Genomic DNA, 19,628 nt, shown 5'->3' with positions numbered 1-19,628 from the left:
GGCTAGTGCCCCTTCCTGCTGTCGGCAAATGGCTGAGGCGATATTTGTCGAAAATGTACGAATCGTGCGTATATTATTAAATTATTACCTCAGCTGAATTTAGGAGGACGACCTAGGTCGATGTAGCGTTAAGAAAGCCTTTTGGATTTGCGATAAGAACAGATCCAAGAAGTGCAACGGCTCGGATCTGTTTAGTAAATCCAAAAGCTTTTAGCGTAACATTGACCAAGTCTTGGGTTTTGCTTCTTTTGGCCAAGCAAAAGAAGTCGCCCGGCGCCGGCGAAAGAGGCGCAAAAAAATTGATTAAGAAAAACCTTCGTTTTTATTTACCTTTCAGACTTACTCCAAAATTTAATATTTCGCTGACTACCATAGATACCTTTTCGGCCGGAAATCATAACAGCTGAAAAGCATCCTAAAAAGGCACACATGCCTACTGGGAGGCCGAATAATTCCATGGCCATAATTGTGCAGGCGAGGGGAGTTTTAGTTGATCCTGCAAACACCGAAACAAATCCAACCGCTGTTAAAAGCAGAATGTCAACTGGGATATACAGCGATAAGGCACTAGCCAATGTCGCGCCGATAAAAAACAAAGGTGTTACTTCTCCACCTTTGAAACCAATGCTCAATGTGAGTGTAGTCAATACGATTTTGATAAAAAAATCATATAGCGCTTGAGGCTGTTGAAAGGAATCGGCTATTATTGGTAACCCAAGACCAATATATTTTGTGGTTCCAAGGCAGATTGTGCAGATTATTAATAATATGCTGCCTATTATGACACGTAGATACGCATTGGGAATGCGTCTAGATAGTTGATCGAATAGATTTCCCGAGTAGATAAATAATCGTGCTGTTATCCCACAGAGTAGCCCTAACCCTACAATCCAGAAAACATCAGTAGTGATGAGATCTGGAATAATAACGTTGGGATAACGGGTGTGCGGTGCATTCCAGATCAGACAGGTTACATGTGCGAGATAGGCAGCGATAAGAGCAGGAAGGAGAATTTGGTGTCTTAATTTTCCAATACGGAATATTTCGACTGCAAAAACAGCTGCAGCGAATGGAGTTCCAAATAAAGAAGCAAAACCGGCAGCTATGCCGCAGCATAAGACCATTCGTCTTTCTTTTTTTGTAAACGAAAGGTATCTAGAAAACTGATCTGCTACGGATGCCCCGTATTGGACAGCGGTGCCTTCTCGTCCTGCAGATCCTCCAAATAAATGAGTAAGTAAGGTGGTAAGAATAATTAAAGGCGCCATTATCCACGGGATAGGTGCAGAGGGACGATAATATTCCTCTAATATCAAATTATTGCCCTTGTCGGCTCGATAACCATATTTTTTATACAAAAACACAATAAGAAAGCCGGCGAAGGGTAAGAAAAGGATGAGCCATGTATTTTCTTCCCTTACATCGGTTACGTAATTCAATGCAACTAAAAATCCTGCAGAAATTGTTCCTACAGGAATTCCGATAACGATTACTATAATCGACCATTTAATCAACCTACGTAAACGAACCGATAACGGCGGGATAGGCATTCGTATATGCAGTTACAAAAATGAAATCAAGAGGGATGTCCACCCGATAATCATTAATAACCCTCCTAAAGGAGTGATAGGTCCTAAAAACTTTAAATTTGTTTTCCAATACTCCGAAAAAGAAAGGAGATATATGCTTCCTGAAAATAATACCGTTCCCCCAACAATGCCGTAAACGGCTAATTTTTCTGAATATTGCGAAAAATCCAACTGAAACCCAATTACCAATAAAGCTAAGGCGCTATACATTTGATAACGAACCCCAACTTCAAACGAAGCTAATTTCTCCGGAGATATTAATTTTTTAAAAGCATGTGCTCCAAAAGCACCTAATAGTATCGATATGGACCCAAATAAGGTCGCTGCGATCAGTACAGCTGTGTTCATAACGGTCATATTCCCATTTCTTTTAGGATAAATTGGGCATTATCGATTTTATCTGCTATCCAAAGTACATATCGAATATCTACACCGATGGAACGGCTATAGCTCTCGTTCCACGCGAAGTCATTAATAGTAGCGTCGTACGAACGGTCGAAGTTGACACCTATAAGCTCACCGTATGCGTTCATAATAGGAGAACCAGAATTTCCACCGGTGGTATCCATATTATATAAGATATTAACGGGGACGTCGTTTAACTCCTTTTTGAAATAGGCTCCGAAGTTCTTCGCCAACCATGCATCTTTAATCGCTGTAGGATAAACGAATTCTTCATCACCGGAATTTCCTTTTTCGATCAGACCCTTTACTGTTGTGAATGGGGCTAAATAAGTGGCGTCTACAGGATGGTATCCTCTAATGTTTCCGAAAGTCAATCGCAAAGTCGAATTAGCATCTGGGATGAAGTTTTTGTCTTGATACAGTTCTTTTACAGCAACATAGTCTCCCATTAATTTATTCAATACGCCGTCCCTTCTTTTTTGTTCGGTGTAAAATGGTTCTAATTCTTTCTGTAATTCCGTTTCCATACGTAAGAGATCATCGTTGTAGCCAAGAAAAGACTTTGTATCTTTTAACACCTCATTTATGACGGATTCTTTGCGGCTCAGTTTGGAGTCAGCTATTACATTTTGTATGAAATTACGTGATTCATCTGCTGACTTAAAGTTTTTAGCAGCTATAAATTGTATCGTATTTTTTCCTTTAAGAGGATACGCTTCTGCAAAGAGGTGTCCTGCAATGTTTTTATCTACAAAGGTATTGTAACTTTCGTAATAGCCATCAAGTTGTTTTCTAACTTTCTCTATATTCAGATCAAAAACCTGCTGCTGCGTTTGAGGTGTACTTTGTTGGGCTATCGCTCGTTTGAATGCGTTCAAAATATTGGAAACCTGAAATAAACGGATGCCACTGTAGATGTTATTAAACCACAACTCTCTTTCAGCATCACTAAATACCAATTGGTAATGTTGATCAATATCTTGCATTAAAGAAGAGTACGTAGTTTTCAATTCAGGTTTAGAATTGATAAATTGTGTTAAGGCTTCATCTTCGTGTTTTTTTGTATTTACCAAATCAATATTCCGTAATCCCTTCAATTTACCGCGGTAATTCTTCATTACATTGGCATTACGTTTAATACGGGTCGCTAATGCAAGCTCGGTAGTTTTATCATCTTTTCCTGCCAAAGACATCTGCTTATTTTGAAATTCATACAGCTCAGCGGTATATGGCAGTAAATATTTTTGTTGGTATTCAATGTATTGTGCCGGACGGTGTCTAAATGTACGCCCGGGATACCCGAGGATAAATACGAAGTCATTTTCGTTTACACCTTGAGGGTTGATCTTGAGGTGTTTCTTTGGTTTGTACGGTACATTCGTTTTGGAATATTTAGCAGACGATCCATCGGGGGCAACGTACGCTCTTAAAAATGAAAAATCGCCTGTATGTCGTGGCCATACCCAATTATCCGTTTCACCGCCGAATTCACCAATATCTTGCCGCGGAATATATACTAAACGCACATCTTCAATTGTTTTATAGCGAAAAAGGACATAGCTTTTCCCAATAAACATTTCAGAGACCTCTGCCTTAATGGTCGGATCTGCAGCTTCAGCTTGTTTCGCTATTTCTGCTCTTTTTTGACTGATGATATTAATACGCTGTATCGGATCGGAGACAGTAGCTACTGCTTCAAGTATTTGTTTTGATACATCTTCATAGGAATCCGTAATGCGAATGGTTAACCCTTTGGCCTCAATTTCCTGTTCTCTTGCATTGGCTACAAACCCATTCTCTAAATAGTTGAATTGAGGAGTAGAGGCAAGCTGAACCGCACTAAAGGCACAATGATGATTGGTGATAATTAGTCCATTTGCTGACACAAATGAACCTGTACAACCACTTACCTGTACCAACGCATCGACAAGACCTATATTTCCAGGATTATAAATATCTTTTTCATTGATTTTAAGTCCGGCTTTTTTTAATCCAGCTCTATTCAAATCACTAAGTGGATACATCCCCTCATCGGGAATCGAAGCTGAATAGTTAAAAATGCTTACTCCTAAGAGGAAGGTACATAGTATAGCTGGTTTCCAGTTAATACGCATAGTAATTTGTTTAATGTGTAAAAATACAAAATCTTTTAGGAAAGAACTTCTAAATGGGGGTGAAATCTATTGTTTAGCTTCCCGGTTTGGACCTGCTTATATATTTTGTACCTTCGTATAATTAAAATTTATATCATGACGCTTGTCCAGTTAGAATATGTCGTGGCGGTAGATACCTACAGAAGTTTTGTGGCTGCTGCCGAAAAATGCTTCGTAACACAACCTACGTTGAGTATGCAAATTCAAAAGCTAGAAGAATCATTGGGAGTCAAAATATTTGATCGGAGTAGACAGCCAGTGATTCCAACGGAAATAGGAATAAAGATATTACAACAGGCACGTGTGGTACTTACTGAAAGCAAAAAGATTAACGAGATCTTACAAGAAAAAAAGGGAGAGTTGGAAGGGCAGCTAAAAATAGGTGTGATTCCGACGGTAGCGCCTTATTTGCTACCGGACGTTATCACCTCTTTTCTAAAGAAATATCCTAAACTTCAACTTCAGATCTGGGAATATACTACAGAACGAATTATTCAGGAATTAAAGAACGGGGCTTTAGACTGCGGGATTTTGTCTACTCCGCTATCCGAACATGGAATTCAGGAAACACCTTTATTTTATGAAACCTTTGTTGCTTATGTATCGGAGAAAAGCCATTTGTATTTTAATAAAATGGTCAGTGTAGAAGATATTGCTCAAGAGAAGTTATGGCTATTAAATGAAGGACATTGTATGCGCGGTCAGGTTCTTAATATTTGCAATTATAAGCACAACCAATCGTCTACCGGAACGTTCGAATACAACACCGGAAGTGTGGAAACCTTAAAAAGGATGGTCGATATCAATGCAGGAATAACCATTCTTCCGGAGCTAAGCATCTTGAACTACGACGAAGATCAACTGAATCACGTGCGGTATTTTAAAGCACCGGAACCCGTTAGGGAAATCAGTTTGGTAACCACGCAGAATTTTGTGAAGAAACAAGCTGTTAATGCGTTAAAAAATGAGATAATGGCTATTGTACCCGAACGGTTTAAATCGAAGAAGCGAAAAGAGGTAATGGGCTTTGATCTCTAGTCTGATTGTATGATGAAAGAAAAATTTTTACTTAAGTTGGATCGTATTAATAAATGGCGCATGCAAAAAATTTCCAATCGAAATTTTTTGGTGTTACTGGCTTTTGTAGTAGGTATTATCGGAGGTGTTGCCGCTGCACTATTAAAAGGAATGACCCACTTCATCGCCTCTACTTTACAAGATGATGTTGATTGGCACTATAAATATTCTTTTTATCTCATCTTTCCATTGATCGGTATTCTTTTGAGTGTATTATACGTCCGAAAGTTTCTAAAAGGTAAGAATTTCGAACATGGCATTACGCCGATCATCTATTCCATTTCCCGCAAATCAAGTAAAATTGACTCGCATAATATCTATTCGCAGATCGTTACAAGCGCGATTACCGTCGGGTTTGGCGGATCTTCTGGATTGGAAGCGCCTATTGCGTACAGTGGAGCGGCTATCGGTTCGAGCACAGGTCGAATTTGCGGTCTCAGTTATAAGGAACTTACGATGCTGTTGGCCTGTGGCGCCGCGGCAGGGATATCTGGAGCATTCAATAGTCCGGTAGCAGGGATGATTTTTGCCATTGAAATATTGTTGCCCGAATTTTCTATACCTGCTTTTATTCCTTTATTAATCTCTGCGGCCTTAGCAGCGGTTGTTTCAAAGTTGTTATATAGCGAACCGTTATTCCATACTGCCGTGGCCGAATGGGCGGTAGAAGCGCTGTTCTTTTATATTTTATTGGCCATAATAGTGGGGATTTACTCCATCTATTTTTCACGGATTAGTCAGGTGGTAAAAAAATGGTTTTCTTCAATTACAAATCCGTACAACAAGGTTTGGTTTAGCGGCATTTCGTTGGGGTTATTGATTTTTTTGTTTCCCACGCTATATGGTGAAGGCTATTTAACAATTCAGCAAATTTTGGACGGACATTTTGATGCCATCGTAAGAAATAGTTTGTTTGCCGATTATAAAAATATTGGGTGGGTAATCGTATGTTATACGGTGCTCACCCTATTTGCGAAGTCCTTTGCTGTTTTATTTACCCTAAACGGAGGCGGAAACGGCGGTGTTTTTGGTCCTAGTCTTGTAATGGGGGGACTGATCGGTTTCGCATTTGCCTATGGCATGAACCTTACAGGATTAATCCAGCTGAATGTACCCAACTTTGTTATGGCCGGAATGGCGGCCGCGCTCAGTGGAGTTATGCATGCGCCGCTCACCGGTATGTTTTTGATCGCCGAGATAACAGGGGGATATACGTTAATGGTACCTTTGATGCTGGTTGCCTCTATTTCCTATCTAATCAACCGATCGGTCATGAAGCATTCCATTTATACCAAAGCGTTAGCAGAATCAGGTGATCTATTGTCGTATGAAGATAAAGATCGAACAGTACTTAGTATGATGAAACTAAGGTATCTGATTGAGACAAATTTTGTTATTCTGCGCCCAGATGAGACTCCTAAGGATAGGCAATCTGAAATTATTCATTCAAAGCGTAATATTTTTCCTATTGTAGATATAAAGGGAAAGTTGTTGGGAATCATTTATAGCGAACGTCTATTTTCGATATTATTGGGAGAGGAAGGGGGGAACGATCGGACTTTCGAACAGATTGCCCAAAAACCTAATGACATCATCAGAGGGGATGAGAATATGGAAGTTGTGATGGCTAAAATGAATAGAGACGATGTATGGATCCTCCCGGTAACTGACAATGATAACCTTTATTTAGGTTTTGTTTCTAAATCGTCCGTATTTAACAAATATAGAGCTTTGTTGGTACGACAAGGGCATTATTTAGAATAGCACAAAAAATAATGGCTTTTAATTTCTAAGAGCCATTATTTTTGAGACATACTTTCCAACAATGTCAAATTCGATGTTAACTTCCGATCCTACTTTCACTTCTTTAAGATTTGTGTGCTCTATGGTGTAGGGGATGATGGCTACAGTAAAGCGATCAAACCTGGAGTTTACGATGGTAAGACTAATGCCATTTACCGTGACAGAACCTTTTTCTACTGTAATGTTATTTTTGGAGGGGTCGTACTGAAACGTAAACAACCAACTTCCGTCCTGATCTTTTTTTTCAATACAGGTAGCGGTTTGATCTACATGTCCCTGTACGATATGTCCATCGAAACGACCATCGGCTCGTGTACATCTTTCGATATTCATCAAATCTCCTTCTTTCAGGGTAGACAGATTTGTTTTACTTAGCGTTTCGTCAATAGCTGTTACTTTATGAATAGCGTTTTCTAGCGCAACTACGGTCAGGCAGATGCCATTGTGTGCGACACTTTGATCTATTTTTAGCTCCTCAGAAATAGAAGATTCAATATACAAGTGAATATTGGTGTGCTCCTTTTCAATTTTTTTTACGATTCCTAACGTCTCAATGATTCCTGTAAACATAGTGTTAAACGGATTTTCACAAACTTAGCAAAGATTTCGATCATACGGAAATCTTTGCGATCTCTCATCTGCCTTTGAAAAGAGAAACTCTTGGATGAAACTTAGCAAAGATTTTTATACGGAACTCTTTGCGCTCTCTCATCAGCCTTTGAAGAGAGAAACTCTTGGATGAAACTTAGCAAAGATTTTTATACGGAACTCTTTACGGATCTAATCCATTTTTTGAAAAAGGCAGCTGCATAAATAATCGGTTTGAAAAAAAATAAAAAAATATTTGGAAGAGTGTAAAATGTACACTATCTTTGTGTCATCATAATTTAGGTTTATAATTGGTTAGTAAAGGTTTTCATTCTCCCCGTTTGAAAACCTTTTTTTATTTTTTATTTTCCTGATAATCAAAAGTTTAATTTCTTATAAGTAAATAATGTTGCATTTCTTGTTTACACATTTGGATACTAAGTAATAATTTCCGTATATTTACCGTAGGTTTAGGTTGATTACCTCGTCAAGAGGTACTTTATTAAAGCTTGGAAGATCGCCCGATTATTCCAAGCTTTTTTTCTGAAAGTGTATGTTTTCAAAGACCATCAAGAACTTTAATGTCTGTTTGTGATCCAATGGAATTATGAAAGTTTTATTTTGAAGTGTCTATCTGTATTTATCATCAAGAATAAGTGTGAAAGTTAAGGGGGATAAAAAAGAAGGGTTTTCATAATTAAATTTCTTTTGGAGTTTGCCCCTCTCATTACCTATCCGTCGTTGCCACAACCTTCTTTATTCCTTTGATGAATAAAGAAGCAAACAAACCGAGCTTGCGAGCTCATCGAAGATAATCAAGGCTGATACCGTATTTTTTCAATTCAGCTGAGGTATAAAATAACATTTAAGAATAAAACACTGTCCTTACATGCCCGACAAATGTCGCATTAGCGGGTCGACAATTGCAGGAATGGTGGACCGTCGTGTCGAGCCGGTACAGCGACGATTTTAAGAATAAATATTTGTTTTTAAAGGAATTCTTGAGCTCACTACGTTCGGTTTGCTTCTTTTTGAGGGAAAAAGAAGGCTCCCGTCACGGGCCAAGTGACAAAAGAAATTAGTATAAAATAAACTTTCTTTTAACATAACATCCCCTAAATTCCTATTATAAACTTTTCATAGCTATTGAGGTAACCGCTAATAATGGAGGTCTATTTGAAGAAAATAAGGCTCCCGTCGCGGGCCAAGCGACAAAAGAAATTAGTATAAAATAAACCTTCTTTTAACATAACATCCCCTAAATTCCTTTTATAAACTTTTCATAGCTATTGAGGTAGCCTAATTATGGAGGTCTATTTGAAGAAAATAAGGCTAGATAGCGTTACCGCTACGGCATAAAAAAAGGAACTAGCGTAAAGAGCTAATTCCTTTTTAATTTTTAAGTGTCCTCGGCGGGAGTCGAACCCACATCTTCAGAACCGGAATCTGAAATTCTATCCATTAAACTACGAAGACCGTTTCGCAAAAATATAACTTTTAAGCGAAATCTGAACTAAAATTTAATAATATAGTTCTTAATGATCGTCATGATCGTGACCCTCAACGAAATGCAATTCAAATTTTATATCTATATCATTCGCACCGGTAAATTTTTGATAGTCGGCATTAGACCAATCTGTTTTCGTGTTGATACTAGCTTTGACACCGGGATTAAGGTGTCGCATGATATAGTTTAAGGTAAACGTATTTGTTTCTTTTAATATCGTAAAATATCCTTTAGCCCCTACGTTTGTTTTTGTGCCATCGGTTTTAACGTCATCATATTGTACGTGTAGTGATTCTACGGGAGTCCCCAAAATAAAAGCGTAATGAATGTCATCACGGTCTACGAAGGTTTGCTGCGTTTCGCGGCCTGCAAAATCCAGCATTTTAACATTAAAACGATATGATTTACCAACCTCCAGATGAACGTGTGCGCCTACAGGCGGCAGTAAGTCGGTGCCTGAGAAGCTAATGCTTTCTATCTTCGGATTCGTGATCTCACTGTAGTCGTAATGATCGCCGTGTGCCTCACCTTCTACTTCGGTAAAGGTAAATGTCAGACCGCTTACTTCTTCTTGATCTACTTCGGGAGTGGGATCGTCTTTTGAACATGCCTGAAATAACAATGGAAACGCTATTAAAATTAAATATATTTTTTTCATATCTATGATTATTTATGAGTGTAAGAATTCAATTGCATAAATGAGCTCGCACACTCGGTTTGTCTTTTAACGGAAATGAAGCTATCATAATTTTATTTATTGTGATTGGAAAAATCATGATGGTTTTGTGTGTATGTATTTTCTATGTTTTTAAAAATTATAAGATAATCGAATGGAATAGTTTCTACCGAGCTGATGTGCGTAATAGCGAAATCTATCCATATAATCTTTGTACAGTTTGTTTGTTAAATTATCGATACTAAAGATCATTCCAATCGTATTCGATTTTAAATGAAATTGAGTTCCTGCCGTAAAATCGAGTAAATGATAAGCCTTCGGTGGAGGTGCGTAGTCTGAATTTACTTCATATCGGGACTGTTGGGCTACGAATCGATGGCTAAATTTGACATAAGAAGATTTCAGTAATTGCTTATCTTGAAAATTATGTTGAAGATAGTGTGTAAACCTATCCGAAGGAATATAAGGAAGGTATTCTTTTGTCGTCGTGTTGACGGCTTTGACCATTGATGCAGACAAGCCATAATCGAACGTCTTGGAAAAATGATACGCCAGCTGGAGATCGGCACCATAGAAAAAAGCGTTATCTTGCGTATACGCATATAACGGAAATGTGCCCCTGATGGTTTGCCTTACGGAATCTGGATTGGGATTAGCATAGATGTAGTCGGTAATGTATTGTCCGAATAGGTCTACACTGATGTCAACTTTTTCAGCCTTATCTTTATACAACAACGAATTTACCCATTTCAACCCTTTTTCACTTCGAAGGTTTATATTTCCTACTTCGTAAGTACCACTCCCATGATGTACGCCATCACTATAAAGTTCATTGGCCGATGGAGCCCGCCAAGCTAAGCCGACATTACTTTTCCAATTCAGGTTAGGTAAGAAATGATACAATAACCCCACCGTTCCTGAAACGTTATGAAAGTACCGGGTATCTTCCAATAGGTATTGATTCAAGGAACCGTTTGCATTTGGGTTGCGGTAATCATAACGGTAACCTGCCACATCAAAATACCTGTAATCGTAGCGTAAACCAACTTCAAAATGGTATTTAGCTAAATGGAACTGTTGTACGCCAAAAACCCCAAAGGTGTAATTGTCAAAATTGGGTATAATAGGTGTAGTTCCTGTTCCTGCCGTATTATTATGTACTTGCAGGTTTGCACTTATTCCCACTGTCGATTTATGGTGTGTGTAAGAAGCGTCAAACGATTGGGTCGTTAATACCATGTCTACCATGGGTGTATCGTCACTTTCTACGCGGCGCAAATCAAATTCTTGCCGATGATTGCGCTGAAAACTATATTGCGCTTCCAATTCGCCACCATTATTCAAGTGATGAGACCAATTTAGTTTGGCCACGTCATGAGCAACTTGCTGTCGAGGAGACGTAATCTTATAGGAGAAATCGTAACTTTCGAAAGGTCTACCATTTTCTATCCGGGCGTAGATATCTTCAATAGTACCCACGTGTGCACCGTAGAAAATACCGATATCCGTTCCGAAATGGCTGGCGTATGCAGAGATCTTTCCTTGAGGTAGGGTGTATTCTACGTATCCGTCATAGTTTAGCTCCTTAGCACCGGTATTGCCGAGGTAATAGTCTGCAGTTTCGGTGTTTCCGCTCTGCTTACTAGAAGCCGAAACTCTCCATCCAAAATTATTGAAATGCCCCTCTAATCTAGCATGCCCTGATAGCCCTTTGCCGTTGCTATATCCTATTAAATTTATACGGCCTCCGATTGTTTTTTCATAGTCAATAGGAGCAGGACTGGTTAGTACCACCCCAGCTAATGCATCAGCACCGTAACGCACGCCCTGAGCACCTTTTATTACCTCAATCTTATCCAGCATAAAGGGGTCAATTTCAGGTGCATGTTCTACACCCCATTGTTGGCCTTCTTGTCGTACACCATTATTCAGAAGCACTATACGGTTGCTATGTAAGCCATTAATGACAGGTTTCACAATGTTACTTCCGGTAGCTAATGTCGTGACTCCTGCTATCTCAGCAAGCGCATCTGCAAAGAGTTTGCCTTTGGATTCCGCCAATTGCTGAGCACTCAAACTATGACTGCTGCTAGACAAAGTAGACGAATTGTAACCGACGATCTTGACATCTTCCATATGGATGTGTTCGATGTCCAAGGCGACTTCAATACTGGTATCGCGGTGCAGATAGATCTCTATTTCCAGCGGCTGATAACTGATATGCGCTACGCGTATTTTAGTATAACCAGGGCATAGATTCTTTAAACTAAAGATTCCTTTGTCCTTAGATGTACTTCGGTTTTGATGAGATATGGATACTACGGCCCCATCTATCATTTTGTTTGTTGTTTTATCTACAACTTGTCCTGTCAATAGGATATTACAATCCTTTTCTTGCGCATGAAGCATAACAGAAACAAATAGAAAGAGGCAGGCTATTGCTATTTTATTCATTTATAGAATTTTCTTCTTATTTCTCGATTTTACGGCTATTTAATAACTCAGAAGTTGTAGAAGGAGGCCCCTTATTGGAGAGCAGAAGACTATATCCTATGAATAGTGAATTATAATTTATTGCTGAAAAAATACGCGTGTAGATTGTCTCTACAGGTGATAAGGAAAAATCATGACAAATAGGTTCTGTCGTTTGCGTAAAGTGAATTTGGTAACAGACAGCACATCTGTCAGAACTATTGTCATGATGCGCCTTCGTGTCGCAGCTGTGGTGCTCTTCGTGGTGTTTATGATCGTATTGGAATAGATTTGAACACAGTAGTGTGCAAACCATTATTAAAGACATATATGTTTTTAGTACTTCCAATACGACAAAGGTAAGTTAAATGCAACTATGATGCAAGTTAAAATATCCTTTGATGCATTTAGGATCTTGGATGAAATTGTGTGATGACGGATTGCAGATAATCTTTATCAATATGCGTGTAGATTTCAGTCGTCGTAATGCTTTCATGTCCCAGCATATCCTGCACTGCCCTAAGGTCAGCACCACCTTCCACCAAATGAGAAGCAAAGCTATGTCTGAAGGTGTGTGGACTTATTTCTTTTTTTAATCCAATTTTTTGGGCCAAATCTTTGACTATAATAAATACCATTACCCGGGAGAGCGGAGAGCCGCGACGATTCAAAAACACAAAATCTTCCTTTCCTGATTTTATGGACTGATGTACACGTATATCATGGATATAAATTTTTAAATACTTGATCGCCTGTTGTCCGATGGGGATAAGTCTTTCCTTATTACCTTTGCCTTCAACTTTGATAAACTCTACATCGAGGAAAAGATTTGAAATTTTTAAGTTTATGAGTTCCGAGACACGCAGTCCACAACCGTATAAGACTTCTATTATAGCCTTATTACGCATGCCTTCAGGCTTGGATAGATCTATAGCATTGATTAACGAATCGATCTCTTCAATATTAAGTACAGAAGGCATCTTACGTGCTAATCGGGGTGTTTCAATGAGCTCGCATGGGTTTGTCGCGAGTTCATATTCTATTTGTAAGAAATTAAAAAATGTCTTTAGTCCGGATAGGAGGCGAGCTTGGGTAAAAGGAGATATGGCAAACTCATTAATCCACAGTAAAAAGTGTTGAATGTGTTGTACTGTCAACTTTTGGATCTCTAAATTTTGATCTTCACAGTACACTTCTAATTTACGTACATCATTTAGATAGGCATGAACAGAGTTACCGCTGAGGTTGCGTTCAAATTCTAAATAGCGTTTGAAATCCTTTTTTGTCGTCTGCCAATCCATTTTACGAAGTTAAAAAATGTAAATTTATTATCGCACCGTATTCTTTGTAAATAATTAATCCTAAATTGGCGGCATTAACTTTACATTGCATGAAATTATTAAAACCATTAGCGGTTGCATTCTTATTACCCGCTACTTTTGTTTCTGTTGATGCTAGCGAAAGCTATATTTCCAAAATTCATCCGCTAGCAAAGGTAATTCTGTCTCAAGATAGTACTTCTTTGGACAAAATATTACCATTTGACAATGAAGTATTGGTGGGCACGCTGAAAAATGGATTCAAATATTACATCCGCAGAAATGTTGAACCGGAGAAAAGGGTAACGATGTACCTTGGTATGAAAGTTGGATCAATTTTGGAGACAGACGAAGAACAAGGATTAGCTCACTTCTTAGAGCACATGAATTTCAATGGATTAAAGCATTTTCCAAAAAATGAGTTAGTTGATTACTTACAAAAAGCAGGTGTACGCTTTGGAAGCGATTTGAATGCGCATACAGGTTTTGACGAAACGGTATATAAACTACCTATTCCTTCGGATGATCCAGAATTATTAAAAAACGGACTTCAAGTGATGCGCGATTGGGCTCAGGATGCGCTTCTGGATGCAGAAGAAATTGATAAAGAACGCGGAATCATTATGGAGGAAATGCGTGGTAGTCGTGGTGCTAACCAACGTATGCAAGATCAGTATCTTCCGGTATTGCTAAACGGATCGCTATATTCGAAACGTTTACCGATTGGTACGGAGGAAATAATTACGACTTTCCAACCTGAAGTAATCCGTAATTTTCATAAAAAGTGGTATAGGCCAGATCTACAATCTCTTATTATAGTTGGAGATATTGACGTGGCGCAGATGGAGCAGGAAGTTATCCGTCTTTTTTCGGATATGACATCACCAGCAACACCCGAAGAGCGCAAGGAGTATAAGGTAGACCTATTGAATAAAAATCAGTTTATCGCGGTTACGGATCCAGAGATGCAATATACTGTTGGGCAGATCATCATCAAGCATCCTGAAGAGAAAGTAAAAACGGTAGGTGATTATAGAAGCTCTTTGTTAAAAAGTGTGTTTAATCAACTCATTAACTCGCGGCTTCGTGAATTGAGTCAACAGGCTAATCCTCCTTTTTTACAGGGGCAGGTTGGTATAGGTTCTCTTTTTGGTGGTTTGGATAATATGTCCTTATTATTCGTCGCTAATCCTGGTAAATTTGATTTGGGACTCAAAACCTTGATCCGTGAAATGGAACGTTTTGAAAAATATGGTTTTACGGAGACGGAGTTCCAACGTGCAATATCATCTATAGCTAAGGGAAATGAGACATCTTATATAGAGCGCGATAAGAAGAAATCAGACGCTTATGTGGAGAGCTACCTACGAAATTTCATTGATGATGCTCCTTCGCTCAGTAATGAAGACCGTTATCAATTGACCAAACAACTTTTGCCGACCTTGACCTTAAAGGAAGTAGAAAATATAGGTAAGAAATTCTATGCGGATGTAAATAGGGATGTAATTGTCATGGCTCCTGAAAAAGATAAGGCATTAGTGCCTAACGAGGATGCGGTGAATGCATGGATTTCTGAGGTTAAAAAAGAGGAAATCCTGGCGTATGAGGACAAGGTTTCGGAATTGCCTTTATTAGCAAAAGAGCCCGTTAAAGGTGCAATTGCTGCTACTAAACATATTGATGGCCTTGATGCAAAAGAAATTGTGTTGAGCAATGGCGTAAAAGTAATCTTAAAACCAACGAAATTTAAAAACGATCAAATCTTGATTTCGAGTTTTAGTCCGGGTGGCACCTCCTTATATTCTGATACGGAATATATGACAGCTTCCAATGCTTCCAGTTTTGTAAATGGAAGTGGAGTAGGACAGCTGAATGCGATAGAGCTTCGGAAGTACCTGACCGGTAAAAATGTAAACGTTTCTCCTTATATTTCAGAACGTAGCGAAGGCATAAGTGGTTCTACAGATAAAGAAGGACTGAAAACTGCCTTTGAAATGATCTATGGTTATTTCACCGAACCTAGATTGGACGATGATATCTTTCAAAGTGGCATAGCACGTACGCTGTCTTCTATGGAGAACCGAGAAGATAATCCAGATTTTGTCTACTCCGATGTGATGCTTAAAAGTCTGTATGGCGATAATATCCGCCGAATAGTTCCTACTCCGGAAAAAATTAAAACTATTGATCAACAACGTGCTTTAGAAATCTACCGAGAGCGTTTTGCGGATGCCTCAGATTTTACTTTCACGATCGTTGGATCATTTACGGAAGAGGAAATTAAGCCTTATTTAGAGCAGTATCTAGCGGCCTTGCCTTCTATTTCCCGAAAAGAGGAGGCTAAAAATTTAGGAATAGTAGAACCGAATAAAGGTTTTGAAAAGATTGTTCATAAAGGTAAGGAAGCCAAAGCCACAGTACAATTGAAATATTATGGCGATTATGATTACTCTGAAAAAGAAAATCTGAATTTTGATGCACTGGAAAGCGTGCTGTCGATCAAATTATTAGAACGGTTAAGAGAAGATGAAAGTGGTGTTTACGGTACCGGGGCACGCGGTTCTTCAAGTAAATATCCTATCGGACGCTACAGCTTTACAGTCGGGTTTGGAACAAGTGTAGATAAGTATCAATCGTTGATTAATTCGGCTTTGGATGAAATCAATAAAGTAAAGAAAGATGGCCCTACACAAATAGATCTAGATAAATTTGTTATTGAACAAAAACGGCAGTTGGAAGTACAACTTCGGGAAAATACATTTTGGATGGGACAGATTGCCGGTGCTTACCAAAATAATGAAGACCCAACTTATATCTTACGTTATCTAGAAGAATTGGATAAATTGACAATAGATTCTGTTAAAGAAGTGGCTAATAAGTACTTAAAAGAAGATCGGTTATTTAGGTTTATTCTCTTGCCGGAGAGTAGTGACTAGGGGTTAGATTCTAGGGGTTAGGAGTTAGAGGTGGGTTGGCTTTTTACGTCCTATTCCATTTTAGGAATAGGACGTAGATACCAAGCTTCCTTTTTCGATGTCTTTTAGGACTGTAATAGATCTGGGCATTCGTTCTTTCAGTTCTTCGACATGCGATATGATACCTACGACACGATTTTCTTGGTGTAGGTATTGCAACGTGTCGAATACGGTGTTGATGCTTTCGTTGTCCTGTGTTCCGAAACCTTCGTCAATAAAGAAAAAGTTTTTATCTGCTTTGTTCATGGACTGAATGTTCTCCGCTAAAGCCAGTGCCAGACATAGCGAAGCCTGGAATCCCTGTCCGCCGGAGAGTGTCTTAACCGATCGTCGGTAACCGTTATTCAGAAAATCGATGACTTCAAACTCGTTGCTGTCGTTAATACTTAGACTCAGTTGGTTTTTTGTAAGCCGGTGGAAACGTTGATTGGCTATTTCGCATAGCCGTTCTAAATGGATGCCGGATACATAGTTTACAAAGCCATTTCCTTTAAACATCCTGGCTAACGTTTCTAGATTTTCTTTCCGCGCATTGACTTTTTCGAATTCCGTAAGCAGTTTTGTTTTCTTTTCGAATTCTTCTAGCAGATGCTGAAATTCTTTTTCCAAGGCTCCTGTTAGGGTAAGTTGAAGTTCTAATTCTTCTTTCTTTAATCGATATAAGGTTTCTGTCTCTTCAAACAATTGATCTGTAAATCCTCCATTATCTGTTATATTCTTCAGTTCTGTAATCCGGTTCCGCAATGCCGAGATCTGAATGTAATGGTTCTGGATTTTCATTCTATATTGATCGACGGGCAGATTTTTGTTGATGACGAATTGAACTTCTGTTATGTCATTGTAACCAAATGAAGTCAACAGCAAATTTATTTTCGATTGTATTTCGCCGAGTTGGGTATTCACGAGCGTATATTGCTCATAACTTTCGCCATATTGGCCCGATATGGAAGCCAGTTTACTGTGCAGCTCATTTATCGATTTATTGAGCAATTGATACTCTTCCTCAGTGTGGAGGATCTTCTGCTCAATTTCAGCGGTAATGGCCGGGTATTGTTCTGCCGGGATCTGGAGTAGTTCGTATACGTTTAAAACACGCAACTGACTGGTGTTTTGTTGGATATTGGATTCGAGAATCTTGATGTCATTGTTGAGTTCGGTTAAGGATTTCTCATACTTCAATACCTTTTCGTGTGTTGATAGGATTTCATCACGAAGGTTTTTTATGTGTATTTCTTTTTGTTTGATGTCGTTTTCCAGTCCTTGAAGTGTTTGCTTTTTGGTATTAAACGTACTTCTATCGGTGCTGTCAAAGTCCTTCCATATGAATTCATCGACATGAGATGCGAATTTGTCTGCCTGGATTGCTAATTCATTTTTGAGTTCGTCGCGTAGTTTTATTTTGTCAGAAAGTAAGGTTGCGGTTTTTGTAAACTGCTGAAGTTTTTTATTATTTGAAGCTTCATCTAATTGGAGATCTGCTTTCAAGCTTAATACCTGATTTAAGTGCTCTGTTACGTCTTCTGCATGCATGGGCGCGGGATGGTCGAGTGACCCGCATAAGGGGCAATTTTCGCCGTCGTGCAGATTCTGAACGTATTGGCTAAGTTCCTGTTTTAACCGCCAATCGGATTCTTCTTTCGCCAGTTCGGATAGTTTTTGCTGACACCGTTGAATAGCTGAATAAAGTTGCTGTTCCCAATTAACGATGTCTAATTTCGCGTCTATAAATTGATTTTCCAGTTCATGAATCTGAGACTGATTCAGTTCAAACTTTCCCTGTAGCTCTTTCTTTAATTTTTCAAGAGTATCTTTCGCTTGGTACCAATTCTCAATGGCTAGAAGTTCACTGGTATCCATTCTCCTGTTTTTCAGTATTTCTAGCTTGTTCTCTTCCTCTTCAAGGTTATTAATTAATAGGGCTTCCCGCTCTTTTGTTTCTTTTACGATCGGCTGTCCCTTGTCTAACCTATTTTGTACCTCCACCTTTTTTTGCTCTAATTCTGTATTAGTAATTAAGAGTTTGTAATCTTCAATCTGTTTTTTGAATACATTAATTTGATTAAAATCGGGCAATAGATGAGCGAGTTTTTCCTCGTCAGCTGTTAATTGTTGTTGTAAGCTGAGTTTTTGTTCTTTGAGGTTTTGTATTTTGATGACTAACGTTTCTTTTCCTGTTGTTAGTTGATGTAGGTGGTTTAAGGCCTCCTTGAAATTCGAAACGGTTTTCTCGAATTGAGAAACTTCTTCTTCCATTTTTCTGATCGAATCCGATTGTTGTTCAAGCGCTGTCAGTTCCAATTCCTTATTCGCCAGATCTTTTTTGTCCTGCTGGATATCAACCAACTTTTGGTACCGTTCTTCAATGGATTTGTGTTCTTTCTTTACGTCTAGAAGGGAAGACTTTGCATCGTTTAATATTATTTTTTTAGATTCAATTACCGCTGCAGTCACATCCTCAAAACCTGTTAATGCGCCACGCAGGTTTTCCAATTTTTTATTGTTTTCTGCTTGAAGGAAGGAAACCTTTGGCCCGAGGTCATATTTATTGAGATAGAAGATTTCTTTCATCATCTCTGAGCGATCTTTTCCGCCCAGTTCTAAAAATTCTTTAAACTTTCCCTGTGGAATGATGATCGTCCGTCGAAAGTTGGGATAGGATAGGTTAGTCACCAATGCGCCGTCGGCAGATTCCATCGGAATCCATTGGTTTTCTTTCCATTCATATGCAAGTCTTTCGATTGCCGTAATGTCTTCAAAGCGTTTTCTACGTTTCCACTGCGCCACAAAGCGAAATTTTCGTTGTTCAAAGTTGATGAAATCAAAAACAATCGTAGCGCCGTTAGACTTTAGATTGAGCATGTTGTACGCTCTTTTGTCGGCTTTATTTAACCGTTCGGTATCGCCATACAGCGCAAAGCTAATTGCTTCTAGAATAGAAGATTTACCCGAACCTACAGCGCCAAAAATACCAAATAGCCCGGCCTCCGTAAGCCGCGTGAAATCAATCTCCTGTTTTTCTTGGTAGGAATATAACCCTTCGATGCTTAAGTATAATGGTAACATA

Annotated in this window: 12 protein-coding genes and 1 tRNA gene; 4 read left to right on the top strand and 9 right to left on the bottom strand. The window is 38.8% G+C overall.

Annotated elements, in window-relative coordinates; translation table 11 throughout:
• Positions 1–326: 326 nt before the first annotated feature.
• The 3 genes from C4F40_RS07820 to C4F40_RS07810 are packed head-to-tail and all read right to left on the bottom strand — an operon-like array spanning position 327 to position 4,108.
• Entirely contained in the window at positions 327–1,550 is a 1,224-nt protein-coding gene (locus C4F40_RS07820; protein WP_196938778.1) for a chloride channel protein, read from the bottom strand.
• Between the two features lie 12 nt (positions 1,551–1,562).
• On the bottom strand, positions 1,563–1,937 hold the full coding sequence (locus tag C4F40_RS07815) for a DUF423 domain-containing protein (protein ID WP_196938777.1): 375 nt from the start codon (positions 1,935–1,937) through the stop codon (positions 1,563–1,565).
• 5 nt (positions 1,938–1,942) lie between these two features.
• Positions 1,943–4,108, bottom strand: coding sequence for a S46 family peptidase (locus C4F40_RS07810; RefSeq protein ID WP_196938776.1), 2,166 nt, complete (start codon positions 4,106–4,108; stop codon positions 1,943–1,945).
• A 135-nt stretch (positions 4,109–4,243) separates the two neighbouring features.
• Between C4F40_RS07810 and C4F40_RS07805 the strand changes: the two genes are divergently transcribed.
• Both C4F40_RS07805 and C4F40_RS07800 read left to right on the top strand, forming a co-directional pair.
• On the top strand, positions 4,244–5,185 hold the full coding sequence (locus C4F40_RS07805; protein ID WP_196938775.1) for a hydrogen peroxide-inducible genes activator: 942 nt from the start codon (positions 4,244–4,246) through the stop codon (positions 5,183–5,185).
• Positions 5,186–5,245: 60 nt separating this feature from the next.
• Positions 5,246–6,988 (top strand): chloride channel protein, encoded by a 1,743-nt coding sequence (locus C4F40_RS07800; RefSeq protein ID WP_231389961.1) that lies wholly within the window; start codon positions 5,246–5,248, stop codon positions 6,986–6,988.
• An 18-nt stretch (positions 6,989–7,006) separates the two neighbouring features.
• Here the strand turns inward: C4F40_RS07800 and C4F40_RS07795 are convergent, their stop codons facing one another.
• The 4 genes from C4F40_RS07795 to C4F40_RS07780 form a co-directional block, all read right to left on the bottom strand.
• On the bottom strand, positions 7,007–7,597 hold the full coding sequence (locus C4F40_RS07795) for a riboflavin synthase (RefSeq protein ID WP_196938774.1): 591 nt from the start codon (positions 7,595–7,597) through the stop codon (positions 7,007–7,009).
• Between the two features lie 1,422 nt (positions 7,598–9,019).
• A tRNA-Arg gene (locus C4F40_RS07790) sits at positions 9,020–9,091 on the bottom strand.
• 59 nt (positions 9,092–9,150) lie between these two features.
• The gene (locus tag C4F40_RS07785; protein ID WP_196938773.1) at positions 9,151–9,780 is read right to left on the bottom strand and encodes a hypothetical protein; all 630 of its coding nucleotides are present in this window, start codon (positions 9,778–9,780) and stop codon (positions 9,151–9,153) included.
• A gap of 150 nt (positions 9,781–9,930) precedes the next feature.
• Complete coding sequence (locus C4F40_RS07780) at positions 9,931–12,252, bottom strand: TonB-dependent receptor (RefSeq protein WP_196938772.1); 2,322 nt, start codon at positions 12,250–12,252, stop codon at positions 9,931–9,933.
• A 172-nt stretch (positions 12,253–12,424) separates the two neighbouring features.
• On the opposite strand from C4F40_RS07780, the gene C4F40_RS21685 reads away from it, so the two are divergent.
• Positions 12,425–12,559 (top strand): hypothetical protein, encoded by a 135-nt coding sequence (locus tag C4F40_RS21685; RefSeq protein ID WP_262894810.1) that lies wholly within the window; start codon positions 12,425–12,427, stop codon positions 12,557–12,559.
• 118 nt (positions 12,560–12,677) lie between these two features.
• On the opposite strand, the gene xerD is transcribed toward C4F40_RS21685, so the two are convergent.
• Positions 12,678–13,571 (bottom strand): site-specific tyrosine recombinase XerD, encoded by an 894-nt coding sequence (xerD, locus tag C4F40_RS07775; RefSeq protein ID WP_196938771.1) that lies wholly within the window; start codon positions 13,569–13,571, stop codon positions 12,678–12,680.
• An 89-nt stretch (positions 13,572–13,660) separates the two neighbouring features.
• Between xerD and C4F40_RS07770 the strand changes: the two genes are divergently transcribed.
• Complete coding sequence (locus C4F40_RS07770) at positions 13,661–16,525, top strand: M16 family metallopeptidase (protein WP_196938770.1); 2,865 nt, start codon at positions 13,661–13,663, stop codon at positions 16,523–16,525.
• Positions 16,526–16,585: 60 nt separating this feature from the next.
• On the opposite strand, the gene C4F40_RS07765 is transcribed toward C4F40_RS07770, so the two are convergent.
• On the bottom strand, positions 16,586–19,627 hold the full coding sequence (locus tag C4F40_RS07765; protein WP_196938769.1) for an AAA family ATPase: 3,042 nt from the start codon (positions 19,625–19,627) through the stop codon (positions 16,586–16,588).
• Position 19,628 lies beyond the last annotated feature (1 nt).

It is taken from the genome of Sphingobacterium pedocola (genome assembly GCF_015209965.1).
In the GTDB taxonomy this organism is placed as follows: Bacteria; Bacteroidota; Bacteroidia; order Sphingobacteriales; family Sphingobacteriaceae; genus Sphingobacterium; species Sphingobacterium pedocola.
The sequence above is the reverse complement of the archived record's forward strand: the minus strand, read 5'-3'. Positions and strand labels throughout refer to the sequence as shown.